Origin of the sequence: Streptomyces melanosporofaciens, from assembly GCF_900105695.1 — a bacterium.
Lineage (GTDB): Bacteria > Actinomycetota > Actinomycetes > Streptomycetales > Streptomycetaceae > Streptomyces > Streptomyces antimycoticus.
Genome location: NZ_FNST01000002.1, coordinates 3,694,301 through 3,720,434, shown reverse-complemented (window position 1 = coordinate 3,720,434; position 26,134 = coordinate 3,694,301). Strand labels below are relative to the sequence as shown.

Below are 26,134 nucleotides of genomic sequence, written 5' to 3'. Positions count from 1 at the left end.
AACCGGAACCACACCCCAAAAAGGGGGGCTCAATACGGTTCATTACTTCAGAACCAACACAGTGGACGCGAGCACCTGAGGACAAGCCCTCGGCCTATTAGTACCAGTCAACTCCACCAGTTACCCGGCTTCCATATCTGGCCTATCAACCCAGTCGTCTACTGGGAGCCTTAACCCATCAAGTGGGTGGGAGTCCTCATCTCGAAGCAGGCTTCCCGCTTAGATGCTTTCAGCGGTTATCCCTCCCGAACGTAGCCAACCAGCCATGCCCTTGGCAGAACAACTGGCACACCAGAGGTTCGTCCGTCCCGGTCCTCTCGTACTAGGGACAGCCCTTCTCAAGACTCCTACGCGCACAGCGGATAGGGACCGAACTGTCTCACGACGTTCTAAACCCAGCTCGCGTACCGCTTTAATGGGCGAACAGCCCAACCCTTGGGACCGACTCCAGCCCCAGGATGCGACGAGCCGACATCGAGGTGCCAAACCATCCCGTCGATATGGACTCTTGGGGAAGATCAGCCTGTTATCCCCGGGGTACCTTTTATCCGTTGAGCGACGGCGCTTCCACAAGCCACCGCCGGATCACTAGTCCCGACTTTCGTCCCTGCTCGACCCGTCGGTCTCACAGTCAAGCTCCCTTGTGCACTTACACTCAACACCTGATTGCCAACCAGGCTGAGGGAACCTTTGGGCGCCTCCGTTACCCTTTAGGAGGCAACCGCCCCAGTTAAACTACCCACCAGACACTGTCCCTGATCCGGATCACGGACCCAGGTTAGACATCCAGCACGACCAGAGTGGTATTTCAACAATGACTCCACACTGACTGGCGTCAATGCTTCACAGTCTCCCACCTATCCTACACAAGCCGAACCGAACACCAATATCAAGCTATAGTAAAGGTCCCGGGGTCTTTCCGTCCTGCTGCGCGAAACGAGCATCTTTACTCGTAGTGCAATTTCACCGGGCCTATGGTTGAGACAGTCGAGAAGTCGTTACGCCATTCGTGCAGGTCGGAACTTACCCGACAAGGAATTTCGCTACCTTAGGATGGTTATAGTTACCACCGCCGTTTACTGGCGCTTAAGTTCTCAGCTTCGCCACACCGAAATGTGACTAACCGGTCCCCTTAACGTTCCAGCACCGGGCAGGCGTCAGTCCGTATACATCGCCTTACGGCTTCGCACGGACCTGTGTTTTTAGTAAACAGTCGCTTCTCGCTGGTCTCTGCGGCCACCACCAGCTCACCAAGAAAATCGGATCACCAGCAATGGCCCCCCTTCTCCCGAAGTTACGGGGGCATTTTGCCGAGTTCCTTAACCATAGTTCACCCGAACGCCTCGGTATTCTCTACCTGACCACCTGAGTCGGTTTAGGGTACGGGCCGCCATGAAACTCGCTAGAGGCTTTTCTCGACAGCATAGGATCATCCACTTCACCACAATCGGCTCGGCATCAGGTCTCACCCCTCATGAGGAACGGATTTACCTACTCCTCGGGCTACACCCTTACCCCGGGACAACCACCGCCCGGGCTGGACTACCTTCCTGCGTCACCCCATCACTCACCTACTACAGGTCTGGACCGTCGGCTCCACCACTCCCCTTCACCCGAAGGCTCCAGGGCGGCTTCACGGACTTAGCATCGCCTGGTTCGACGTTGGCGCTTCAAAGCGGGTACCGGAATATCAACCGGTTGTCCATCGACTACGCCTGTCGGCCTCGCCTTAGGTCCCGACTTACCCTGGGCAGATCAGCTTGACCCAGGAACCCTTAGTCAATCGGCGCACACGTTTCCCACGTGTGTATCGCTACTCATGCCTGCATTCTCACTCGTGAACCATCCACAACTCGCTTACACGGCTGCTTCACCCGGCACACGACGCTCCCCTACCCATCACAGCGATCGTTGGACCACATGCTGCAATGACACGACTTCGGCGGTACGCTTGAGCCCCGCTACATTGTCGGCGCGGAATCACTTGACCAGTGAGCTATTACGCACTCTTTCAAGGATGGCTGCTTCTAAGCCAACCTCCTGGTTGTCTCTGCGACTCCACATCCTTTCCCACTTAGCGTACGCTTAGGGGCCTTAGTCGATGCTCTGGGCTGTTTCCCTCTCGACCATGGAGCTTATCCCCCACAGTCTCACTGCCGCGCTCTCACTTACCGGCATTCGGAGTTTGGCTAAGGTCAGTAACCCGGTAGGGCCCATCGCCTATCCAGTGCTCTACCTCCGGCAAGAAACACACGACGCTGCACCTAAATGCATTTCGGGGAGAACCAGCTATCACGGAGTTTGATTGGCCTTTCACCCCTAACCACAGGTCATCCCCCAGGTTTTCAACCCTGGTGGGTTCGGTCCTCCACGAAGTCTTACCTCCGCTTCAACCTGCCCATGGCTAGATCACTCCGCTTCGGGTCTTGAGCGCGCTACTAAACCGCCCTATTCGGACTCGCTTTCGCTACGGCTTCCCCACACGGGTTAACCTCGCAACACACCGCAAACTCGCAGGCTCATTCTTCAAAAGGCACGCAGTCACGACCGTGCTCCGAAGAACACGGCGACGCTCCCACGGCTTGTAGGCACACGGTTTCAGGTACTATTTCACTCCGCTCCCGCGGTACTTTTCACCATTCCCTCACGGTACTATCCGCTATCGGTCACCAGGGAATATTTAGGCTTAGCGGGTGGTCCCGCCAGATTCACACGGGATTTCTCGGGCCCCGTGCTACTTGGGAAATGAACAAGCAAGCCACAACGATTTCAGCTACGGGGGTCTTACCCTCTACGCCGGACCTTTCGCATGTCCTTCGCCTATCGCAATGGTTTCTGACTCACCCAGCCGCCGGCAGACGACTGAAGTCCACTCCCACAACCCCGTATGCGCAACCCCTGCCGGGTATCACACACATACGGTTTAGCCTCATCCAGTTTCGCTCGCCACTACTCCCGGAATCACGGTTGTTTTCTCTTCCTGCGGGTACTGAGATGTTTCACTTCCCCGCGTTCCCTCCACATACCCTATGTGTTCAGGTATGGGTGACAGCCCATGACGACTGCCGGGTTTCCCCATTCGGACACCCCCGGATCAAAGCTCGGTTGACAGCTCCCCGGGGCCTATCGCGGCCTCCCACGTCCTTCATCGGTTCCTGGTGCCAAGGCATCCACCGTGCGCCCTTAAAAACTTGGCCACAGATGCTCGCGTCCACTGTGCAGTTCTCAAACAACGACCCGTACCCCGTCACCCACACCTTGCGATGCAGTACACCGGGACCGGCCGAAGGAACAAGCAAAAATTGCCCGTGCCCTCAGACACCCAACAGCGTGCCCGACACCGTCCCCCTGCTCCGAGCCGCGTTCCACGCCCCGAAGGGCAGTACTAGCAGTCATCACACGAAGGACTGTGCCGAATAGTCAACGTTCCACCCATGAGCAAACCGTGCGAGACATGCGCTCGCAGTCGGCTATGCGCTCCTTAGAAAGGAGGTGATCCAGCCGCACCTTCCGGTACGGCTACCTTGTTACGACTTCGTCCCAATCGCCAGTCCCACCTTCGACGGCTCCCCCCACAAGGGTTGGGCCACCGGCTTCGGGTGTTACCGACTTTCGTGACGTGACGGGCGGTGTGTACAAGGCCCGGGAACGTATTCACCGCAGCAATGCTGATCTGCGATTACTAGCGACTCCGACTTCATGGGGTCGAGTTGCAGACCCCAATCCGAACTGAGACCGGCTTTTTGAGATTCGCTCCACCTCACGGCTTCGCAGCTCATTGTACCGGCCATTGTAGCACGTGTGCAGCCCAAGACATAAGGGGCATGATGACTTGACGTCGTCCCCACCTTCCTCCGAGTTGACCCCGGCAGTCTCCTGTGAGTCCCCATCACCCCGAAAGGCATGCTGGCAACACAGAACAAGGGTTGCGCTCGTTGCGGGACTTAACCCAACATCTCACGACACGAGCTGACGACAGCCATGCACCACCTGTACACCGACCACAAGGGGGCCCCTGTCTCCAGAGGTTTCCGGTGTATGTCAAGCCTTGGTAAGGTTCTTCGCGTTGCGTCGAATTAAGCCACATGCTCCGCCGCTTGTGCGGGCCCCCGTCAATTCCTTTGAGTTTTAGCCTTGCGGCCGTACTCCCCAGGCGGGGAACTTAATGCGTTAGCTGCGGCACGGACGACGTGGAATGTCGCCCACACCTAGTTCCCAACGTTTACGGCGTGGACTACCAGGGTATCTAATCCTGTTCGCTCCCCACGCTTTCGCTCCTCAGCGTCAGTATCGGCCCAGAGATCCGCCTTCGCCACCGGTGTTCCTCCTGATATCTGCGCATTTCACCGCTACACCAGGAATTCCGATCTCCCCTACCGAACTCTAGCCTGCCCGTATCGAATGCAGACCCGGAGTTAAGCCCCGGGCTTTCACATCCGACGCGACAAGCCGCCTACGAGCTCTTTACGCCCAATAATTCCGGACAACGCTTGCGCCCTACGTATTACCGCGGCTGCTGGCACGTAGTTAGCCGGCGCTTCTTCTGCAGGTACCGTCACTCTCGCTTCTTCCCTGCTGAAAGAGGTTTACAACCCGAAGGCCGTCATCCCTCACGCGGCGTCGCTGCATCAGGCTTTCGCCCATTGTGCAATATTCCCCACTGCTGCCTCCCGTAGGAGTCTGGGCCGTGTCTCAGTCCCAGTGTGGCCGGTCGCCCTCTCAGGCCGGCTACCCGTCGTCGCCTTGGTAGGCCATCACCCCACCAACAAGCTGATAGGCCGCGGGCTCATCCTGCACCGCCGGAGCTTTCCACACACATCCCATGCGGGAGCGTGTCATATCCGGTATTAGACCCCGTTTCCAGGGCTTGTCCCAGAGTGCAGGGCAGATTGCCCACGTGTTACTCACCCGTTCGCCACTAATCCCCGGCCGAAACCGGTTCATCGTTCGACTTGCATGTGTTAAGCACGCCGCCAGCGTTCGTCCTGAGCCAGGATCAAACTCTCCGTGAATGCTTCCGGGATATCCCGGCAACACATCACGAGAGCGGAGCAGACCAGAGGAATAATCCAGTCCGCTCACAGCGTCCTCGCTGTGTATTTTTCCAAAGGAACCTCGTCCGAGATGGACGGGGTATCAACATATCTGGCGTTGACTTTTGGCACGCTGTTGAGTTCTCAAGGAACGGACGCTTCCTTCGAAACCGTTTCACCGGTTCCTCCGGGCGCTTCCCTTCGGTGTTTCCAACCTTACCAGATCCGTTTTCCGTTCCGTTTCCGGTCCGAATTCCGTTTCCGGCCCCCTGCTGGAGCGGGGTCTTTCGCGCCTTCCGGCGTGATCACTACTTTAGCGGATTCCCCCGGATGCTCATAATCGAGCTTCCCGATCCGAATTCCGGCATGCCGAAATCCATCCCGATGAGGGGCCGTGCAGAAGTGGTTTGCCGCCGGTGCGGCTCAAGTGCCGCCCAGAGAACCGTTACGGCTCCGTGGCAGCTCGGAGTACATTACGGATCGCCCGGACCCGTGTCAACACGGCCTAGGCCGAATGCCTCAGTCGAGGTTGCTCAGGCGCCCTTCAGCATCGGGCTGGGCTTCCTCCACCCGGCGCAGCACGCGGGTGAGCATCGCGCCGAGGGCTCCGCGCTCCTCGCTGGAGAGGTCCTGGAGAAGGTCCGCCTCGAAGACCGTGGCCTGGCGCATGGCCTCCAGCCACTTCTCCCGGCCGTCGGGGGTCAGCTCGACGATGACCCGGACCCGGTTGTCGGCATCACGCTCACGGGTGACCAGACCCTCGTTGACCATGCGGTCGATGCGGTGGGTCATGGCGGCGGGGGTGAGGCCCAGCCGCTTGGCCAGGTCTCCAGGGCCCAGGCGGTAAGGAGCCCCCGAAAGGACGAGCGCCTTGAGGACCTCCCACTCGGAGTTACTGATCCCCAGCCTGGCCGACTGGCGGCCGTATGCGACATGCATGCGCCGGGTGAGCCGGCTGAGCGCGCTGACGACCTGCTCCACCTGGGGGTCCAGGTCCTGGAACTCGCGCTGATAGGCCGCGATCTGCTCCTCGAGGCTCAGCAGGTCGTCCGCGTCGGGGGTCTCCGCCATGGTGAACAGCATGACACGAAAGTCATTGGCGCTGAAGTCCTTCTATCTGTACTCTTAAGCGTTGAAGTTTAGGTTCGAAGTCTTCAGATGTCGATCCTCCGGGCTGGACCGCAGGTCAGGCCCGTTCTCCCTTGACCCTTCTCGACCTAGGTAGGTGAGTGTGACCACCGCGATGGGCGCAGCGTTGCGCCGTATCCAGCTGGGCAACGCGCTGAGCGCGTTCGGCAACGGCTTCACGGTCCCGTTCCTCTTCGTCTATGTGGCGCAGGTGCGGGATCTCGGTTCGAACACCGCGGGCGTGGTGCTCGCGACGTTCGCCGTGGCCGCGCTTGCCGTGCTGCCCTTCATCGGTCGGGTGATCGACCGACGAGGGCCGCTGTCCGTTGTCGTCGCGGGCGCGTTCGCCGCCGCTGTCGGATCGATGGGGCTCGGGCTGGCGGCGAGCGAGCCGCTGGTCATCGCCGCGGCCGGAGTGCTGGGCGCGGGCATCGCGGCCATACAGCCGGCGCTGGCCACGCTGATCGTCTGGTGCTCGACGCCGGTCACCCGGTCGCGGGCCTTCGCCACCCAGTTCTTCCTCGGCAATCTGGGCCTCGGCGTCGGCGGGCTGCTCGGCGGGCTGCTGGTGGACACCTCCGCAGCCTCGAGCTTTGTGCGGCTCTTCGCGATCGACGCGGTGATGTTCCTGGTGCTCGGCGCCGCGGTCGCGACCGTAAGGCTGGCGAAGACACCGGTGTTCGACGATCCGGTGCCGACCGCCGATGAGCACCTCGGTGGCACCGGCGGCGGCTGGCGTTCGCTGCTCGGCGACCGGGCCATGGTGCAGCTGTGTGTGCTGGGCTTCGTGATGTTCTTCGCCTGCTACGGCCAGTTCGAATCCGGGCTGTCGGCGTTCGCGGTGGATGTCGCCCGGATATCGCCGTCGATGCTGGGCGTCGCCCTGGCCGCGAATACGGCGGCGATCGTGCTGGCGCAGTTCGTCGTGCTCAAGCTGGTCGAGCGGCGGCGGCGCAGCCGGGTGATCGCGCTGGTCGGCCTGGTCTGGACGGTGGCGTGGTGCGTCGCCGGGTCCGCCGGGCTGGTGCCCGGGAGCCAGGTCGTCGGCATCACCGCGATCGTCTCGGCGTACGCGCTGTTCGGGATCGGTGAGGCGATGCTGTCGCCGACCGTCGCGCCCCTGGTCGCCGATCTGGCGCCGTCGTCGGCACTCGGTCAGTACAACTCGGCGTTTGCGCTGGTCAAGCAGCTTGCCCTGGCGGTGGGCCCGGCGGTCGGCGGGCTGCTGGCCGGTGCCGGGCTGTATGGGACCTACATCGTGACGCTGATCGTCTGCTCGCTCGGCATCACCGCGCTCGCGCTGAGGCTCGGCAAGTGGCTCACGGCCGAGCAGGACAATCCGCTGCGGACGGTCGCCGGTGCCGCGGTGCCCGCGCCGCGGGCGGCCGCCTCGGACGAGGTGACCACCGCGGCCTAGGCCGCCCAGTCGTTCCGCCATCGCCCTGGTGCGGCGAAGGAGCCAGTCGGCTCCGCCGTGCCAGGGCGATGTTCTTGTTCGGGGTCGGCCTTGTCCTCGTCGGGCCAGTGCCTGCCGGGGCCCCTCGTGGAGCTAGCCCGTCGGCAGGGCGAATTCGCACCACACCGCTTTGCCGCCGCCCGGTGTGCGGCGTGAGCCCCACGAGGAGGCGATGGTCGCGACGATCGAGATGCCGCGTCCGGCTTCGTCCACCGGTTCGGCCCGGCGGCGGCGCGGCAGATGCTCATCGCCGTCCGTCACCTCGATGATCAGGCGGCGGTCGGTGCGGCGCAGTCGCAGCCGCATGGGCGGTGTGCCGTGCTGGAGGGAGTTGGCGACGAGCTCGCTGGCGGCGAGCACGCCCAGATCGCGCAGCTCCATGGGGAAGCGCCAGCTGGCGAGGACCCCGGAGGCGAAGGCCCGGGCGCGCGGTGCGGCCTCCACTCCGCCGAGGAGCTCCAGCGCCGCGTTGTGGAAGAGCTCGGCGTCATGGCCCGTACGGGCGGGGTGCTGGAGGACCAGCACCGCCACGTCGTCGTCATGCTCCGCGGTGATGCCCAGGGCCCTGATGAGGCGGTCGCACATCACCTGGGGCGAGCCGGTCGCGCCCGCGAAGACGCGCTCGAGCGCGGCCACACCGTCGTAGATGTCCTTGTCCCGCCGCTCCACCAGGCCGTCGGTGTAGAGGACCGCGCAGGCCCCGGGGCCGAGCGGGACCGAGCCGGTGGTGTGCAGCCAGCCGCCGGTGCCGAGCGGAGGTCCGGTGGGCTCGGAGGCGCGGCGCACGGTGCCGTCCGGGTCGCGGACCAGGATCGGCAGATGGCCCGCGGAGGCGTAGACGAGGCGGTTCTCGTTGGGGTCGTGGACGGCGTAGACGCAGGTGGCGATCTGGTGGGGGTCGATCTCGGCGGCCAGGCCGTCGAGGAGCTGCAGGACCTCGTGCGGCGGGAGGTCGAGCCGGGCGTAGGCGCGGACGGCGGTGCGCAGTTGGCCCATGACGGCGGCGGCCCGCACACCGCGGCCCATGACGTCGCCGATGACGAGGGCGGTGCGGCCGGCGCCCAGGGTGATGACGTCGTACCAGTCGCCGCCCACCGCCGCGTCCGTGCCGCCGGGCTGATAGGTGGCGGCGACCCGCAGATCGTCGGGCTGCTCCAGCTCCTGGGGGAGGAGGCTGCGCTGGAGGGTGACGGCGGCCTCGCGCTGGAGGCGCTCGCCGGCGCGCAGCCGCTCCGCGGATTCGACCTGATCGGTGACGTCGGCGCCGAAGACGAGCACGCCGCGGACGGGCTCGGTGACCGTGCCGGTGGCGGTAGCTGTAGCGACGGCCTCGGTGGCGAGCGCTTCCGGCATGACGCCCTTACGGAGGACGGCTTCCCGGATCGATCCGTCCACCGGCGTTCCATCCACCGGCGATCCGTCCACGGTCCCCTCCCCCACCCGCTCGTCCGCCGGTTGCGCGGGGGCGAGGACCCTGGGCGCGGCCATCTCGATCGGGGAGCAGGTGAAGGTGTAGTAGCCGTGGCGCGATCGGCCGGGGCCGGGGGCCGACCCCTCCTGTCGTGGCCCGGGCGTGGTCGCCGGACCGCCGGCGGGCACCTGCCGGGACTTGACCGTACGGGGCTTGCCGCTGCGCAGGACCTGGTCCATGAGCGGCAGCAGCCCCAGCTCCGTCAGCTCGGGCAGGCCCTGGCGGGCGGGCGTGCCGGGAGCCCGGGAGCCGAAGAGCTCGACATAGGTGTCGTTGAGGTAGGCGATGCGGTGCTCTGGGCCGTAGACCACCGCGACCAGCGCCGGCACCTGGCCGAGGAGGTCATGGACGGACAGCCCGTCGAGGGTCGGGACGGCGTCGGGCGGCACGGCGTCGGAGGGGGCGGCAGCGGGAGGCTCGCCGCGCCCGGAGGGGTCGGCGTGCTCGCCCCGGGCCGCCGGGACGGAGCCGCCGCCCGCGGTGGCCGCGGGCTTCGGACGCCGCGCACCGCGGTCTGCCCGGGCGGCGTTGCGTCGCTGGGTTCGGGGGAGCCGGGCGCTCCAGCGCGTGAAGTTCACTGCGGATTACCTCGTGGGGTGGTGGCTGAGCTGCGCGCCGGCGCGGGATCGGGGAGATGGGTGCGGGTACGGGGGACGGCCCCCAGGGGAATGCAGCAAACTTCCGAATCCTCGCGATTGTCACTCTTTGCAGATACGAGCCCACCCATGGTCACACGACCAGTGTGGCCGACCGGACTGACATCCGTGAGACGCCGATCGCGGGAGGGGAGTTCCCGGCTCCGCCCCGATCGGCTCAACTGGACTCGGGATGGCGACCCGTGTCCGCGGCGAGCTTGAACTCGGCGCGCGGGTTCTCCAGCGAGCCCAGCGAGACGATCTCGCGTTTGAACAGCCCCGACAGGATCCACTCGGCCAGCACGCGCGCCTTACGGTTGAACGTCGGCACCCGGCTGAGGTGGTAGGCACGGTGCATGAACCAGGCAGGGTAGCCCTTCAACTTGCGTCCGTAGACATGGGCGACGCCTCTGTGGAGCCCCAGGGAGGCCACGGAGCCCGCGTACTTGTGCGCGTAGTCGGTGAGCGGCCGGCCGGCGAGCGAGGCGGCCACGTTCTCCGCGAGGACCTTGGACTGGCGGACGGCGTGCTGTGCGTTGGGGGCGCACTCCGCACCGGGCCGGTCGGCCGTCAGATCGGGGACCGACGCGGCGTCCCCGGCCGACCAGGCGTGCTTCACGCCCTCCACCTGGAGCGCCGCGGTGCATTTGAGCCGGCCGCGCTCGTTCAGCGGCAGATCGGTGGAGGCGAGGATCGGGTGCGGTTTGACGCCCGCGGTCCACACGAGCGTGCGGGTGGGGAAGCGCGAGCCGTCACTCAGTGCGGCGATCCGGTCGGCGCAGGAGTCCAGGCGGGTCTCCAGCCGGACGTCGATATTGCGGCCGCGCAACTCCCGGACGGCGTACTTGCCCATCTCCTCGCCGACCTCCGGGAGGATCCGGTTGGTGGCCTCGACGAGGATCCACTTCAGATCCTCGGGGGCGATGTTGTGGTAGTAGCGGACGGCGTACCGGGCCATGTCCTCCAGCTCGCCGAGCGCCTCGACGCCCGCGTAACCGCCGCCGACGAAGACGAAGGTCAACGCCGCGTCGCGGACCTCGGGGTCCCGGGTCGAGGAGGCGATGTCCAACTGTCCGAGGACATGGTTGCGCAGGCCGATGGCCTCCTCGACGGTCTTGAAGCCGATGCCGAACTCGGCGAGGCCGGGGACCGGGAGGGTGCGGGACACGGATCCCGGGGCCAGCACCAGTTCGTCGTAGTGGATGTCGACCGTGCCGGTGCGCTCTTCCTCGGTGGCGAGGGTTCTTACGGTCGCGGTGCGTTTGCCGTGGTGGATCGCGGTGGCCTCGCCGATGATGACCGTGCAGTCGGGCAAAACCCGCCGCAACGGCACGACCACGTGGCGCGGTGAGATCGATCCGGCCGCCGCCTCGGGCAGGAAAGGCTGATAGGTCATATACGGCTCTGGGTCGACCACGATGACCTGCACGCCGCCTTGCCTCAGCTCTCGCTTCAGCTTTCGCTGGAGGCGCAGCGCGGCGTACATCCCGACGTAGCCACCACCGACAACGAGAATGCGCGCGGGTTCCTTCACCCTCCCATGAGGCACGCGCGACCGCGGTTTGTCCACAGCCCCGACGAATTGTGTGACCGGACGGCTTGACTCGCCCCGCGGCGCGGAATCGGTTACACGTACGAAATGTCCGCAGGTCAGCCCCTCGATGGTCGGTGACGGTCGGGGGGCGAGTCAGAAAAAGGCGGTCCTCTGCTCTGATCGGGGGACGTTCTGTCCCGAGCTACCCTCTTCTTTCTTGACCTGGGCTCAACTATGTTCGTACTTCGTCGGGGTTGTGACTGCCTCGACAGTCTGGGCGGGGAGTCTCCGGGGGAGACGTCATTACCGGGGGATCACTTATGCACCTTCAGGGTTCGTCATGGTCCGCAGCCGTCGCATCGTCAGACGGAAACGGCGGACGGAACACACCGTTGCGCGTGGACGCGCAGCGCAATCTGGAGCACGTCCTGCGGGCGGCGCGCGAAGTCTTCGGTGAGCTGGGATATGGAGCTCCGATGGAAGACGTGGCGCGCCGGGCGCGGGTCGGAGTGGGCACCGTCTATCGGCGCTTTCCCAGCAAGGACGTGCTGGTGCGCCGCATAGCCGAGGAGGAGACGGCAAGGCTGACCGATCAGGCGCGAGCGGCGCTGGGTCAGGAGAACGAGCCGTGGTCCGCACTGGCCCGGTTCCTGCGCACCTCGGTGGCGTCCGGCGCGGGCCGGCTGCTGCCGCCGCAGGTGCTGCGGGTCGGGGTCGATGTGGAGGCCGAGATCCGGCTGCCGCAGCAGCGGCAGGCGGCGTTAGCAGCACCGGGTCAGCCGGAGCTCCGGCTGGTCGAGCGGCCGACCGCACCTGAGGACGAGCCGGACGACGCGGGTGCCGCGGCGCTGCTGGAGGTCGTCGGGCAGCTGGTGGAGCGGGCACGGGCAGCGGGCGAGCTGCGCCCGGATGTGGCGGTCGCCGACGTACTGCTGGTGATCGCCACGGCGGCGCCCTCGCTGCCGGACGCGGCGCAGCAGGCGGCGGCGTCGGCCCGGCTGCTGGACATCCTGCTGGACGGGCTGCGGTCGCGCCCCGTGGGGTGATGCCGTCGGCCCTGGAGCGATATCCACGCCCGGCAGGGTGACATCGGCGACGTCCGATGAGCCGTGCCGGGCGTGGGTGCTTGCCGCGAGGCCGCCCGCGAGGGGTCGGCGATGCGTCGGCCCGGTGGGCGGGGTCCGCAGGTGCGCGCGTTTCGTGCGCCGGGGCGGTCGGGCGTGGCGGCCTGGGGTGCGTTGCGCCTCGTCCGTACGAGTGACGACACGCGCCTGTGGGCGGGGCGTTGCGCATGCGCGTGCGTGGGTCCGCGTCAGCGGGCGGGCGGCGGTACGGCTCCCCGGTCGGCGGGGTTGGCTTGGGTGTCGGGCTTGGCTTGGGTGTCGGTCGCGGCCCGCTCGACGGTCGCGGCCCGCACGACGGCCTCGGCTTGGGCGTCTGCCTGGGCTGCGGTCGCTTCGAAGGCGTCCGCGACGCCCGTGGTGTCTGTGGCGTCCGCGACGCCCGCGACGTCCGCGACGCCCGCGACGCCCGCGACGTCCGCGACGTCCGCGACGTCCGTGGCGTCGAGAGACGTCAGCACCTCGTCGAGCAGGCAGATGGCCTGCTCGGGGGTCAGGGTCGTGTTCTCGGCGCGCAGCTTGTCCACCGCGTCCTGGCCCAGCGCCTCGCTCGCGCGCGCCACGGTCGCGCCGACGTCCCCGGCCACCAGGGGTGAGCGCGGCAGCCGACCGCGCCAGCCGTCGGCGGCGCCCAGCAGCCGACTGGCGAGCCGCTCCTGTCCGCATCGCGTCAGGAGCTCCGCCGCCGACTCCGCCTGATGGGCCAGCAGCAGCTCCATGGAGCTCGCCTCGAAGCCCTCGCGCAGAGTGTTCCGCAGCTTGCGCAGTCCGCCGACCAGATCGCCCTCCAGGCCGGTGATACGGCCGTCCAGGCCGCCGGCCACGACCCAGAACTGCGGCGGCGGCGTGCCCCGCCCCGCTCGATCCCAAGCGGCGTCGCAATACGCCCTGGCCCGCCCCAGATCACCACGCAACAGCTCGGCCTCGCTGCGCACGATCTGGTTGAAGGCCCACACGTCCTGCGTACCGCAGCGCTCCGCCGCCTCCTCGGAGCGCGCCACCAACGTCAGCGTGGCCTCCATGTCCCGCTCGTGGAGGGCGAGATCGGCGAGGCGGGTGTAGAGGAACGGCACCTCGGTGTGGGCGCCGAGCTCCTGCGCGAGCCGCAGTGCCTTCTCGTAGGCGGCCTTCGCCTCCGCGAACCGGCCGTGGTGGGTGGCGATCTCGCCGCGCGCGCCCTCCACCTGGGCGAGCAGCCAGCGATCGCCGACGCGGGCGGTCAGCTCGCGCAGCTCGGCCAGGTCGTCGTCGACGGTCTCGATGCCGCCCGGCATGTCGATGGCGAGGTGGGTGCGGTACATCAGCGTGATGCCGAGCGCCCAGTCGTCGCCGTGCGTGCGGCAGACGGCCACGGTCTGGTCCATGAGCGGCAGCATCCCGCCGACGAAGCCCTCGATGACGAAGGCCGTGAACGGCCACAGCAGACCGGGGAAGGACGCGCTACGGGGCCCCGGGTGGCCCGCGTAGGCGCCGCGCATGCGTATGGCGACGTCCCGGATCCTGGGGTCACTCAGATCCGGGCCGGTGCCCTGCTCCGCGAGCAGGACGAAGAGCATCAGCCGCAGATCCATGCGCTGCCAGTACCGGGTGGCTTCCTCGTCGACACCGTCCTCGCCGTCCGGAATCCGGTCCGGGATGTGCGGGAACTGGTCAAGGGGGTGGGTGCCGCCCGGTATCCGGTCCGCCTCGGTGTCCGTGCCGTGGGGACGGGCCTGGAGAGCCAGGGCCCGGCCGACCCAGGCGGCGCCCTCGTCCCGGTAGTTGCGCAGCCACCAGAACCAGGCCAAGGCGCGGATCAGCGCGAAGACGGTGTCCTCGTCCGCGATGGTCAGGGAGCGGTGCAACGCTGCCCGGATGTTGTCGAGGTCGGTCTCGACGAGGTGGAGCCACGGCAGTTGTTCGGCGGAGCGCAGGCGGGGTTCGGCGGCGCGGATGAAGTCCCTGAAGTGGGCGGTGTGACGGGCCACGGCGGCCTTGTGGTCGGCACGGGCCGCCCGGTCCTCGGTGGCACGCTTGCCGACGTACTCGTGGATCGTCTCCAGCATCCGGTAGCGGGGCTCCCCGCCGGGCGGCCCGGAGGACTCCGCCGCCGTACCGTGCGACGGATGGTCGACGATCAGAAGCGACTTGTCGACCAGTGCCCCGAGCAGCTCCAGCACCTCGGAGGGCGCGATCCTGGCGTGGGCGCGCGGATGAGAGCGCATAGGGGAGCGCGTCTCGTCGTACGCGACCGTGTCGCCCGACTCCGGCGTGCTTGCCGTCGCGTCCGTAAGGGCGGCACGGGTGTCGACGCCGTCCTCGAAGACGCCACCCTCGAAGACACCTTCGCCGAAGACACCTTCGCCGAAGGCGCCATCGTCGAAGACGCCATCGTCGAAGACGTGATACTCGTCCGTGCCGACCGTAAGGACGTTCTCACCGGGCGGGGCGTCCGAGCACACCGCCTCGGCCGCGGACAGGGTCCACCCGCCCGCGAAGACCGACGCACGGCGCAGCACGGTGCGCTCGCGCTCGTCGAGGAGGTCCCAGGACCACTCGACGACGGCCCGCAGGGTCTGCTGGCGGGGCAGCGCGGTTCTGCTGCCGCTGGTCAGCAGGCGGAAACGATCGTCCAGCCGGTCCGCGATCTGGCGTGGGGCCAGCAGCCGCAGCCGCGCCGCGGCCAGCTCGATCGCCAGCGGCAGACCGTCCAGGCGGCGGCAGATCTCCGCGACCGCGGCCGCCGTCTCCGGGTCCGCCGCCGGGTCGAAGCCGGGCCTTACGGTGGCCGCGCGCTCGGCGAACAGCTGGTGGGCGGGGGCGGGCGCGAGCGGCTCCACCGGTCTGATGGTCTCGCCGGGCACCCCCAGCGGCTCCCTGCTGGTGGCGAGCACGGTCACACCGGGGCAGTGCGCGAGCAGGGTCTCGGTGAGCCGGGCCGCGGTGTCGATGACGTGCTCGCAGTTGTCGAGCAGGAGCAGCAGCCGGCGGTCGGCGCAGTACTCGACGAGCCGACTGGTCGGATCCCCACCGTCCGGGCCCGTGGTGCGGCTTTCGAGCCCGGAGGCGAGCAGCATGGTCGCGCGGCGGCCGACCGCGCTCAGGACGGCGCCGGGGACGGCGGAGGGGTGGTCGAGCGGGGCGAGTTCAGCCACCCAGACGCCGTCCGGATAGCCGGCCGTCACGGTCGCCGCGGCCTCCTCGGAGAGCCGGGTCTTGCCGGAGCCGCCGGGGCCGGTGAGGGTGACCAGGCGGGCGCCGTCCAGGTCCCGGAGGATGTCGCCGATCTCGTTCTGCCGGCCGACGAAGCTGTTGAGGCGGGCCCTGAGGTTGCTGTGCGGCAGAGGCGGCACGGCGGTGCCCGAGCCCGCCTCCCGGCCGTCGTCGGCCCGGCTTCGGGCCACGCCGCCGGTTTCTCCGCTCCCAGCCGGGCCGTCGAACGCGCTCCTGGCCGGGCCGTCGAACGCGCCTCTGGCTGCGCTGTCGCCTCGGCCGTCGGTCATCCCCCTGGCCGCGCTGTCGCCCCGGCCGTCGAGAGCCCACCTCGTCCCGCTGTCGGCCCGGACCCCGCCCTCACCGCTCCCCCCATGGCCGTCGGCCCTCCGTGCCACGGCCTGCGCGGTGGGCGCGCCGCCGCGCGCGGCATCCGGCTCCCCGAGGGTCGGCTCGGCGTTCCTCGTCAGCAGCCGTCTGTGGAGCTCCTTCAGCTCCGCTCCCGGGTCGGTGCCGAGGCGGTCGGCGAGGATCCGGCGGACGTCCCCGTACGCGGCGAGGGCGTCGGCGGAGTGACCGGCCGCCCGCAGCGCGCGGATCAGCTGGGCGTGGAACGTTTCGTCGAGCGGGTGGTCCGCGACGAGCTGGCGCAGCTCCGGTATGACGTCCGTAGGGCGGTCGAGCGCGAGGTCGGCGTCGATCCGGCGGTGCAGCGCGGTCAGCCGGAGCGCCTCGGGGCGGGCGGCGGGCGCGTCCCGGTCCGGCAGGTCGGCGAGGGCCGGGCCGCGCCACAGGGCGAGCGCCTTACGGAGGGTGGCGGCGGCCGTCCCGGGGTCGTCGGCGTCCAGGGCGCGGATGCCCTCGTTCGTCAGCCGCTCGAAGCGGAGCAGGTCGACGTCGTCCTGGGGGTGGCGGTCGCGAGGCGGTAGCCGCCGGGTGAGGAGACGACGGCGTCCCGGCCGATGGTCCGGCGCAGCCGGCCGACGAGCGCCTGGAGCGCGGCGGGCGCGTCATGCGGAGGGTCGTCGGCCCACACCTCGTCGATCAGGACATTGACGGAGACCGGGGCGGAGCGAGCGGCCCGTACGGCGAGCGCGGCGAGCAGCGCGCGGATCCGGGGGCCGCCGAGGGGGAGCGGGTCGCCGTGGTCGTCGCGCGCTTCGGTGGTGCCGAGGATCAGATACCGCACAGGGGCCATTCTCCTAGGTTGCCGGTTGCCGCTGGGGAGATCGTGCGGCGCGGCCCCCTTCGTCCCGTCCGCCATAAGGGCTCGTCCGCCGCCGCCCGCCGTGAGGACTCGTCCGCCATAAGGACTCGTCCGCCGCCGCCCGCCGTAAGGACGCCGGCTTCGTGCGCGGCGGGTCCGCGGCGGGCCCCGGCTCTCTGAGCGCCAGGTGCCATGCCCCGCGGGGCGCCCGGGGCCGGGCGAGGTGTCACCAGGCGGCCTCGTGTCGCCTCGGTGCGGAAGCCGTCACAGGCTCGGGCGCGGCACCACTCCGCCCGCCACGGCCCGCTGCCGTGGCGCCGCCGTACCCGTCCAGCAGGTGCCCCGGCGGGCCAGCAGGCGCCGCAGCCAGACTTCGGTGGAGACGAGTTCGGCCAGGCCGTCCAGGGGCAGCCGCTCCCCCTGTGCGGCGGCGCGCAGGGCCTTACGGACGACGCGGGCCTCGATCAGGCCCGCGTCCGCCAGCAGCGGCGCGTCGAAGAGGGTCATCAGCTCGCCCGTCCAGGTGCGCATGCCGGTCCGTACGGCGGCGGTGTGGGCGGCGTGCGAGGTGGCTCCCCATCCGGGAGGAAGCTCCCGGATGCCCGCTCCGGCGAGCACCGTCCGTAGCACCGCGGCGCGCGCCCCCGGTTGCACCCGAAGCGCTTCGGGGAGCGCGCGGCAGGCCCGTACGACCTGGTTGTCGAGGAAGGGCGCGTGCAGGCGCTGGCTGCGGATCTCGGCGGCCTGCTCGAAGACGCGGTGGTCCGCGGCGTAACGGGCGAGGGCTGCGTCGGCGCGGCGCTCCCCGGGGCGGCGCACCAGCACGGGGCGCATGGCCGCCTCCTCCAGCCGGACGGACACCTCGGCGAGCGTCTCCCCGGTGAGCCATCGTGCGGCGGGCCCCGGGCGGCACCACGTCAGAGCGGCGAGGGAAGCGGATACGGCGCCGGGGTCGCGTACGGCCTGGTCGTCGGCGAAGCGGCGCTCCAGGAGGCGCACCGCGGCCTCCTGGACGCCGTCGCGGTAGGAGGTGCGGGCCAGCCGCCGTGCGGCCCGGTAGACCGTGAAGGGCACGAAGAAGGACTGTGCGGAGGGGCCGTCGGCCTTCGCGAGCGCGGTGGCGGGGCGCAGCAGATGGCGTCTGCGCCGGTCGAGCAGCAGGTCGGCGAGGCGCGCGGGGTGGGCGTCGAGCACCTGGCGGGCGCCGTGTCCGATGAAGTGGTCCGCGCTGCCCGCGGCGAGCCGGCGCCGGTGGCGTTCGGCGATGACGAGGGAGGGGCCGGGCTCATCGGTAAGGGCGCCGGTGTCGAGGCCCGCGTAGGGCAGGGCCTCCTCGCCCGCGGCGACGACCACATGGTGCAGCCGCGGATTGGCGGCGATGGCGCCGGCCCGTTCGAGTTCGGCCTCGCGGGTGCGGGCGCCGCCCGCCGTGGCGAGGTCGTTGAAGGTGACGGCCAGGAGCCGCTCGCCCGCCTCGGTGCCGTGCCCGAAGAGGGTGCCGGGCATTCCGGGGAGTCCGGCGGCGAGCAGGGCGAGGGTGGCGGAGGCGCTGCCGCCGGACAGATCGGCGCCGATGCCGGGCGCCGGGGCGCCGCGGGCGGCCCGCCGCTCGGCGGGCCCCATGCCGGGCACCGGACCGGGGTCGAGGTCGTCGGTCTCGGGGGCGTGGCGCGGGGCGGTGAGCCGGGCCCGTACGGCCTCCACGAGGGCGTCCTGGACCGCGTCCACGGCCGTGCCCTGGTCGAGTGGGGGCGCGGCGACGGCGAGGGAGGCGGTGGGCTCGTAGCCGGTGACGTCGCGGGCGCCGTCGCGCAGGATCAGCGCATGGCCCGGGGGCACGCGTCTGACGCCCATATAGGGCGTGCCGTCGCCCATGGCCTCCGGGGAGTCGGGGCAGGCGAGCAGCGCGCCGAGGTGGCCGACGTCGAGCTGTGCCTCGATGAGGTCGGCGAGCGGGAGCGCGGCCGTGGCGTAGGCGGTGCCGCCGGCCCAGTCGGTGTGGAAGACGGGCCGGGCGCCCGCGAGGTCGCCGACGATGGTGATGCGGCGGCCGACCTGGGCGACGGCGGTGTAGCTGCCGGACCAGGCGGTCAGATGGCGCAGGGCGCCGCCGCGTGCGGCGAACAGCCCCACCCGCAGTTCCTCGTCGGTGGCGCCGCAGCAGCCGAAGACGGCGAGGCGGGTGAAGGGATCGGTCTGGACGACGCGTACCTCATCGGGCCGCCAGTCGCCGACCGCCCACAGCGGATCGGGGTCGGACCACAGGAGTTGGGCGCCGACCGGCTGGATCGCACGGCCCTCCGGGGGGACCGGGCCGGATGCGGTACTGCTCCACCCCACCAACCACCGCATCGCCGCCTCCACAGGCTGTGGGCATCCAGGGCAACCAAGAAGTAGGTGCCATCATGCACAGCATGTTGACGGTTTCGGCATCGAACCGGACAACAACATGGATCTCCTGGATGTCCTGTGACCACAGATGACCGCAGAAATCGCAGAGTTGATCCCAGTAGGTGATGCCTCCCATGAAGGCATCCGTAAGGAGCCCACGAGGGAACCACCGCCGGTAGCGACCCACCGTTCCGCCGCGGCCCATGCTGCCACGACTGGGGCGCGCAAGAGCGCAAGGGCGTCGACGCATATGCGGAGCGGCGCACAAGGGGCGCACGAAGGGGCGCGCGGAAAATGCACCAACCCGCAGACCAGACGAGGGACTTACCGTCCGCGCCGCGGCATGTGATACGAGGCGCACCGCTCTGGGCGGAATCCGTGCGCGATCCGAGCGGGAGAGGGCTTCCCGCGTCGGGCCTCCCCCTCCCCGGCCCGACGCGGGAGCCCGGCCGTGATGGGCGATATTCAGCCAAGTTGCCGTGGCGCTCTCGATGGTCTTGCGGACGCCCTGCACGTACTCGACTTCCGCCTCTCGCGCCCCCGACACGACAGTCCGGGAGGCGGCATTCGCCTCCCGGACCGTTCCGCCACCCGCGGGGAATGAGGCGGCGGCGTCCCCCAGCCCACTGGATCCAGTACAGCGGGCCGACCCACGCAGGACCCATCGAAACGTCCCCGCCGCGACTGAGACAGAGCGCACACACGGGCGCACAGCCACACACACCGGGAGCACACGTCACGCCCCGCACGCCCGTTCGTACAAGAATCTCGCCATCCGGGACACCACCTCTTAACGGTCGGGATGCGGCGAACTACGCTGGGTTTACGAATGTCCCGCGCTCATGCCGGGGCGGCCGTCGGTGCTGTCGAGGGGTGCGCATGTCCAGGGAGCCACGCGGGCCGAACGAAAAGCTCGGCACCGTTCTCGCCCTCGCTGGGATCAGCAATGCCGGGCTCGCGCGCAGAGTCAACGACCTCGGCGCCCAGCGTGGCCTGACACTTCGCTACGACAAGACGTCCGTCGCGCGCTGGGTGTCCAAGGGCATGGTCCCCCAGGGGGCCGCGCCACACCTCATTGCGGCTGCGATCGGCAGCAAACTCGGCCGCCCTGTCCCCCTGCACGAAATCGGCCTGGCCGATGCCGACCCGGCCCCCGAGGTCGGTCTCGCCTTCCCGCGCGACATCGGCCAGGCCGTCCGCTCCGCGACCGAGCTCTACCGGCTGGATCTCGCGGGTCGGCGCGGCGGTGTCGGCATCTGGCAGAGCCTGGCCGGATCTTTCTCAGTAAGCGCGTACGCCACCCCGGCCTCACGCTGGCTCATATCTCCCGCCGACAGCTCGGTGGCCCGCGAACCCAAGGACGCCGAGGACGAGACCACCGCCGCGAGCACCACGGGCGGGGCGGCGCCGGACGCCTTACCGCTGCAGCGCGTCGGCCACAGTGACGTCACCAAGCTGCGCGAGGCCGCCGAGGACGCCCGCCGCTGGGACTCCAAGTACGGCGGCGGCGACTGGCGTTCGTCCATGGTTCCCGAGTGCCTCCGGGTGGACGCGGCGCCCCTGCTGCTCGGCTCGTACAGCGACGAGGTCGGCCGCTCCCTCTTCGGCGCCACCGCCGAACTGACCCGGCTCGCCGGGTGGATGGCCTTCGACACCGGCCAACAGGAGGCCGCCCAGCGGTACTACATCCAGGCACTGCGCCTCGCCCGCGCCGCTGCCGACGTCCCCCTGGGCGGCTATGTGCTGGCGTCGATGAGCCTGCAGGCCACCTACCGGGGCTTCGCCGACGAGGGCGTGGACCTGGCCCAGGCCGCCCTGGAGCGCAACCGCGGCCTGGCCACCGCCCGCACCATGAGCTTCTTCCGGCTGGTGGAGGCGCGCGCCCAGGCCAAATCCGGGGACGGGCCCGCCTGCGGGGCGGCCCTGAAGTCCTCCGAGGGCTGGCTGGAGCGCTCGCGGGCGGGCGACCCCGATCCGTCCTGGCTCGACTTCTACAGCCATGAGCGGTTCGCGGCCGACGCCGCCGAGTGCTATCGCGATCTCCGGCTGCCGCGCCAGGTGCGGCGCTTCACCGAGCAGGCGCTGGCCCGGCCGACGGAGGAGTTCGTACGGTCGCACGGACTGCGGCTCGTGGTGTCCGCCGTCGCCGAACTGGAGTCCGGCAATCTGGACGCGGCCTGTGCGGCGGGCGCCCGCGCCGTGGAGGTCGCCAACCGGATCTCGTCCGCGCGCACCACGGAGTATGTGCGCGACCTGATGCGCCGCCTGGAGGCGTACCGCGACGAGCCGCGCGTCGCCGAGCTGCGCGAGCAGGCCCGGCCGCTGCTGGTGGCCCCGGCGTGAGCGGCCCTCGGCGTGGCAGGAGAGGTGGCCGGCCCGGCATGAAAGGCGTGACCTGCTGGGGATGAGCGGTGAGGCGAGAGCTGCCCGGAATACGCGATTCGGACGCGCGTCACCCGAAATGCGCGGCTCGGCATGAATCGATCCATATGGCCGGTGGACCTAGCCCGGACCCTAGTCATGGCATGGGTTTCGGGCCGTTGTCAGTGGTGCAGGTCATGATAGGGATCGACGGTCGGGCGACTGGACGGTGTGGCGCGTGGGGAGGTGACATGGCGTGACGGCGTTGGACTGCGATGTGCTGGTGATCGGGGGCGGGATCGTCGGCATGTCGACGGCGTATGCGATCACGCGCGCCGCGCCCGGCACCCGCGTGACCGTGCTCGAGAAGGAGGCGGGCCCGGCCCGCCACCAGACCGGGCGCAACAGCGGCGTGATCCACAGCGGTATCTACTACCGCCCGGGGTCGCTCAAGGCGCGGTTCGCGGTGCGCGGCGCCGCGGAGATGGTGAAGTTCTGCGCCGAATACGGCATTCCGCACGAGGTCACCGGCAAGCTCATCGTCGCCACCGAGCGCTCCGAGCTGCCGAGGCTCCACGGCCTCGTCCAGCGCGGCAGGGAGAACGGCATTCCGGTGCGCGAGCTGGGCCCCGCCCAGATCGCGGAGTACGAACCATGGGTGCGCGGCCTCGCCGCGATCCATGTCGGCACCACGGGCGTCTGCGACTTCGGCGCGGTGGCGGCCCGGCTGGCCCGGCTCGCCCAGGACGCGGGCGCCTCGGTGCGGTACGGGGCGCAGGTGCGCACCATCGGCCGCCGCCCCTCCGCGGTCGCGGTGCGCACGGCGGACGGCACGGTGCTGCGCGCGCGGGCCCTGGTCAACTGCGCGGGGCTGCAATGCGACGTCGTCGCCCGGCTGGCGGGCGACGACCCGGGCATGCGGATCGTGCCCTTCCGCGGTGAGTACTACGAGCTGGTGCCCTCCCGCGCCTCGCTGGTGAACGGTCTGGTGTACCCGGTGCCCGACCCGGCCTTCCCGTTCCTCGGCGTCCATCTGACCCGCGGCATCGACGGCGGCGTCCACATCGGGCCCAACGCGGTGCCGGCCCTCGCCCGCGAGGGATACGCCTGGCATACGGTGCGCCCCCAGGAGCTGGCCGGCACGCTGGCGTATCCGGGCTCCTGGCGGATCGCCCGCCGCCACTGGCGGTACGGGGCGGGTGAGCTGCGGCGCTCCCTGTCCAAGCGCGCCTTCACCGACGCCGTGCGCCGTCTGCTGCCCGATGTGACGGCCGACGACCTGATAGCGGCCCCGGCGGGCGTGCGCGCCCAGGCGGTGCTGCCGGACGGCACGCTGGTGGACGACTTCCTGATCTCTCAGTCGCCCCGGATCGTCCATGTGCTCAACGCCCCGTCGCCCGCGGCCACGGCCTCCCTGCCGATCGGCCGGGAGGTCGCCCGCCGAGCGCTGGAGAGCCTTCGGGCGGGGTGAGAGGCGGCTGGGGGCGGGGTACGAGCCGGGCCCCGCCGCCGGGATACGGGCGGGCCTCGGCGCGAGGTACGGGCCGAGCTCGCGCCGCGAGGCACGGGTCCCGTCCTCGCCGAGAGGCACGGGCCGAGCCCCTCAGGCCACCCTCACCGAGGCCGCACGACCTGACCGTCCAGGGCCCGGCTGCCCATCGATCCGACTGTCCATGGATCCGGTTGCCCAACTGTCCATGGATCCGGTTACCCAAGGGCCCGGCTGCCCGTCCCGCCACCCCGACCCGCTGGGCGGCGGCCACCTGACCAGCGGTGCCCCCGGCACCCCAGCCTGCCGCACCGGCCCCGCCGCCCTCCCCGGCTCCGCCCGTAGAATCGAAGCACTGTGTCCGAGAACCCCACCGCCCCCGATTCCCACGTGGAGCGCGCTCTGCCCGCCCCCCGTGACCGCAGCGAGCCGATGTTCCCCGGTGGACCCGTGGCCGATCCGGCCGGCTCGCACCACGAGCGCCGCATCCGCTCCTTCCGCCCCCGCCGCGGCCGGGTGACCCCGGGCCAGGGCGAGGCGCTGCGCCGCCTGTGGCCACAGTGGGGCCTGGACATCGACGGGCTGAGCCGTATCGACCTCGGTGAGTTGTTCGCCACAGAGGCAGGCCCGCGCCCGGGCCTTCCCGTCGTCCTGGAGATCGGCTTCGGCATGGGTGAGGCCACCGCGCAGATGGCCGCCGCCGACCCCGGCACCGGCATCCTCGCCGCCGACGTCCACACCCCCGGCCAGGGCAATCTGCTCGCGCTCGCGGAGCGGAACGGCCTGGACACCATCCGGGTCGCCAACGGCGATGCGATCATCCTGCTCCGCGAGATGCTGGCCCCCGCCTCGCTCTCCGGGCTGCGGGTCTTCTTCCCCGACCCCTGGCCCAAGAAGCGGCACCACAAGCGCCGCCTGATCCAGCCCGAGTTCATCGAGCTCGCCGCCACCCGGATGAAGCCCGGTGCGCTGCTGCACTGCGCGACCGACTGGGTGCCCTACGCGGAGCAGATGCTGGAGGTCCTCTCCGCGAGCCCCGCGTTCGACAACTCCCAGCCCGACGGCGGCTACGCCCCGCGCCCGGACTTCCGGCCGCTCACCAAGTTCGAGAGCCAGGGGCTGGACAAGGGGCACCTCGTCCATGACCTGATCTTCCGCCGCAACGACACATAGCGACCCCAAGGGGATGGGCATAAACCCTGAGTCCCCCTTCCGCCTTTCGTTAGGGTCGGTTGAGTGCATCAGTCCCCGCCCCCGCAAGAGCCGCCCGAACCACCGGTCACGCCGCCGCACGAGGCTCCGTACGGAGCGCTGCCCGAGGCTCCGCACGGAGCGCCGTACGAGGCACCCCAGGGCGGCGGCCTGAACGCGGCACCGCAGGGCGGCCCGTACGAGGCGACGCACGGCAGCCCGCACGATGCACCGCACAGCACACCGCACAGCGGCACACCGCAGGACGCAGCGCCGCACGCCCCGCCCTACGGCGCTCCTTACGGTGACCGGCACCCGTGGTTCGGCACCGGCGCCGCTCCGGCGGGCTGGCCGCATCCGCCCCGTCAGGGCCTGTGGGGGCCGGAGGGCCGGCTCGCCCGCGTCTGGCACAACAAGGCGCTGCGGGCCACCGCGCTCACCGGTCTGCTCTCGCTCTCCGGCCTGATCATCCTGGCGCTGGTGCGCGAACAGACGGGCACCAAGGGCTTCCTGGTGGGGCTCGGCCTCGCCGTGCTCCCCGTGCCACTGATCATCGCGGTCTTCCGCTGGCTGGACCGCGTCGACCCCAAGCCCTGGCGAAACCTTGTGTTCGCCTTCGCCTGGGGAGCGTGCGCCGCGACATTGGTCGCGCTGATCGCCAACGGCTTCGCCACCGAGTGGCTCATGACCACCGTGGACTCCTCGTCCCCGACCGGCCAGGCCGACGCCGACACTTGGGGCGCCACCTTCATCGCGCCGTTCGTGGAGGAGAGCGCCAAGGCGGCCGCCGTCCTGCTGCTCTTCCTCTTCCGCCGCCGCGACTTCAACGGGCTGGTCGACGGGGTCGTCGTCGCCGGAATCACCGCCACCGGTTTCGCCTTCACCGAGAACATCCTCTATCTCGGCTCGGCCTTCGTCAGCGACCAGACGCTCGGCTACTCCGGCATCCGGTCGACCACGGCCGCGACCTTCTTCATCCGCGCCGTGATGTCCCCCTTCGCGCACCCCCTCTTCACCGCGATGACGGGGGTGGGCTTCGGCATAGCCGCCGCGGCGGCACGGCACCAGCGCGTCCGCCGCGTCCTCATACCGATCGCGATGTTGCTGACCGCGATGGTCCTGCACGGCGTCTGGAACGGTTCGGCGACCCTCGGCGGCTACGGCTTCCTCATCGTCTACGCCCTGTTCATGGTCCCGATGTTCGGGCTACTGACCTGGCTGACGCTCTGGTCCCGCACCAAGGAGCTGCGCACCATACGGGAGCAGCTCGCCGCCTACCAGGCCGCCGGCTGGCTCACTCCGCCCGAGCCCCTCGCCCTGTCCTCGATGCGCGCCCGCGGTATCGCCCGCGACCTCGCCCGCCGCACCCATGGGGCGGCGGCGGCCCGTACGGTCGGCGAGTACACCGCCTTCGCGACCTCACTCGCCTTCCTCCGCCGCCGCGCGTACCGCGGCACGGCCGGCCCGGACTTCACCACCCACGAGAAGGAACTGCTGGACCGTCTGTGGGAGCGGCGGGAGACCGCCCAGCCCGCCCTGGCCCACGCGGCGCTGTCCGTGCCGCTCCCCCGGCCCCGCCAGGCACCCCGGCCGGCCCCGGGCACACTGCCCCCACCGTTCTGGCCCGCGGGGCCGTACGGCGGCGGGTACGCGTATGACTACGGAACCGGTCAGGGCTACGGCTACGGCGGGCCCGGATCCGGTTACGGGTACGGCTACGGGGCCCAGCCGCAGTACGGGGCCCAGCCCACCTACGCGCCGTGGGGCGCCCCTCCGCCGCAGGGCCCGCAGCAGCCGCACACCCCACAGCCGCCCGCGAACTCGGCGACTCCCCACACCGCCCCCGTCCCGTACGGACCCGGCGGACCCGAAAGTCGTCTGTAACCTCCCGCCCCTTTCGGACGTGTTCCTACATAGAAGCGGGG

General features: G+C 69.7%; 11 protein-coding genes, 2 rRNA genes and 1 pseudogene. 6 read left to right on the top strand and 8 right to left on the bottom strand.

The features are described from left to right. Positions 1–77: 77 nt before the first annotated feature. The 3 genes from BLV72_RS18570 to BLV72_RS18555 form a co-directional block, all read right to left on the bottom strand. Positions 78–3,197 (bottom strand): 23S ribosomal RNA (locus BLV72_RS18570). 288 nt (positions 3,198–3,485) lie between these two features. Further along, positions 3,486–5,012, bottom strand: a 16S ribosomal RNA gene (locus tag BLV72_RS18565). The 16S and 23S rRNA genes sit together here, the layout of an rRNA operon. Positions 5,013–5,552: 540 nt before the next feature. Next, the gene (locus BLV72_RS18555) at positions 5,553–6,104 is read right to left on the bottom strand and encodes a MarR family winged helix-turn-helix transcriptional regulator (RefSeq protein ID WP_093470421.1); all 552 of its coding nucleotides are present in this window, start codon (positions 6,102–6,104) and stop codon (positions 5,553–5,555) included. A 160-nt stretch (positions 6,105–6,264) separates the two neighbouring features. Between BLV72_RS18555 and BLV72_RS18550 the strand changes: the two genes are divergently transcribed. After that, positions 6,265–7,578: an MFS transporter gene (locus tag BLV72_RS18550; RefSeq protein ID WP_093463569.1), complete on the top strand. Its 1,314-nt coding sequence runs from the start codon at positions 6,265–6,267 to the stop codon at positions 7,576–7,578. 132 nt (positions 7,579–7,710) lie between these two features. Here BLV72_RS18550 and BLV72_RS18545 read toward each other — a convergent pair whose 3' ends face one another. Both BLV72_RS18545 and BLV72_RS18540 read right to left on the bottom strand, forming a co-directional pair. Beyond that, positions 7,711–9,666, bottom strand: coding sequence for an ATP-binding SpoIIE family protein phosphatase (locus BLV72_RS18545; RefSeq protein WP_093463567.1), 1,956 nt, complete (start codon positions 9,664–9,666; stop codon positions 7,711–7,713). A 235-nt stretch (positions 9,667–9,901) separates the two neighbouring features. Further along, the gene (locus BLV72_RS18540; protein ID WP_093463566.1) at positions 9,902–11,257 is read right to left on the bottom strand and encodes an NAD(P)/FAD-dependent oxidoreductase; all 1,356 of its coding nucleotides are present in this window, start codon (positions 11,255–11,257) and stop codon (positions 9,902–9,904) included. A 320-nt stretch (positions 11,258–11,577) separates the two neighbouring features. Here BLV72_RS18540 and BLV72_RS18535 point away from each other — a divergent pair, with 320 nt between their 5' ends. Continuing rightward, positions 11,578–12,303, top strand: coding sequence for a TetR/AcrR family transcriptional regulator (locus BLV72_RS18535; RefSeq protein ID WP_059147619.1), 726 nt, complete (start codon positions 11,578–11,580; stop codon positions 12,301–12,303). A gap of 266 nt (positions 12,304–12,569) precedes the next feature. On the opposite strand, the gene BLV72_RS18530 is transcribed toward BLV72_RS18535, so the two are convergent. The 3 genes and pseudogenes from BLV72_RS18530 to BLV72_RS18525 form a co-directional block, all read right to left on the bottom strand. Further along, positions 12,570–15,761, bottom strand: a complete 3,192-nt coding sequence (locus tag BLV72_RS18530) for an ATP-binding protein (RefSeq protein WP_425288525.1) — start codon at positions 15,759–15,761, stop codon at positions 12,570–12,572. A gap of 273 nt (positions 15,762–16,034) precedes the next feature. Continuing rightward, positions 16,035–16,759: pseudogene (locus BLV72_RS52035) on the bottom strand (AfsR/SARP family transcriptional regulator); the annotation flags it as partial. A 282-nt stretch (positions 16,760–17,041) separates the two neighbouring features. After that, positions 17,042–19,129, bottom strand: a complete 2,088-nt coding sequence (locus tag BLV72_RS18525) for an asparagine synthase-related protein (protein ID WP_093463564.1) — start codon at positions 19,127–19,129, stop codon at positions 17,042–17,044. A gap of 918 nt (positions 19,130–20,047) precedes the next feature. Between BLV72_RS18525 and BLV72_RS18520 the strand changes: the two genes are divergently transcribed. The 4 genes from BLV72_RS18520 to BLV72_RS18505 all read left to right on the top strand — a co-directional run bounded on the left by BLV72_RS18520 (position 20,048) and on the right by BLV72_RS18505 (position 26,093). Next, a complete protein-coding gene (locus BLV72_RS18520) occupies positions 20,048–21,511 on the top strand; it encodes an NsdA family TPR-like regulatory protein (RefSeq protein ID WP_059147617.1) in 1,464 nt (487 codons plus the stop codon). A gap of 274 nt (positions 21,512–21,785) precedes the next feature. Next, positions 21,786–23,000: an L-2-hydroxyglutarate oxidase gene (lhgO, locus tag BLV72_RS18515; protein WP_093463563.1), complete on the top strand. Its 1,215-nt coding sequence runs from the start codon at positions 21,786–21,788 to the stop codon at positions 22,998–23,000. Positions 23,001–23,375: 375 nt separating this feature from the next. Further along, complete coding sequence (trmB, locus tag BLV72_RS18510; protein WP_059147615.1) at positions 23,376–24,191, top strand: tRNA (guanosine(46)-N7)-methyltransferase TrmB; 816 nt, start codon at positions 23,376–23,378, stop codon at positions 24,189–24,191. Positions 24,192–24,581: 390 nt separating this feature from the next. Beyond that, positions 24,582–26,093, top strand: a complete 1,512-nt coding sequence (locus BLV72_RS18505; RefSeq protein ID WP_167746597.1) for a PrsW family intramembrane metalloprotease — start codon at positions 24,582–24,584, stop codon at positions 26,091–26,093. The last annotated feature ends 41 nt before the right edge of the window (positions 26,094–26,134 follow it).

What these genes read in the sequence shown, in the direction of transcription:
- BLV72_RS18520 (WP_059147617.1), top strand. Translation starts at nt 20,048, where the DNA reads ATGTCCAGGGAGCCACGCGGGCCGAACGAAAAGCTCGGCACCGTTCTC.
- BLV72_RS18535 (WP_059147619.1), top strand. Translation starts at nt 11,578, where the DNA reads ATGCACCTTCAGGGTTCGTCATGGTCCGCAGCCGTCGCATCGTCAGAC.
- BLV72_RS18555 (WP_093470421.1), bottom strand. Translation starts at nt 6,104, where the DNA reads ATGGCGGAGACCCCCGACGCGGACGACCTGCTGAGCCTCGAGGAGCAG.
- BLV72_RS18525 (WP_093463564.1), bottom strand. Translation starts at nt 19,129, where the DNA reads ATGCGGTGGTTGGTGGGGTGGAGCAGTACCGCATCCGGCCCGGTCCCC.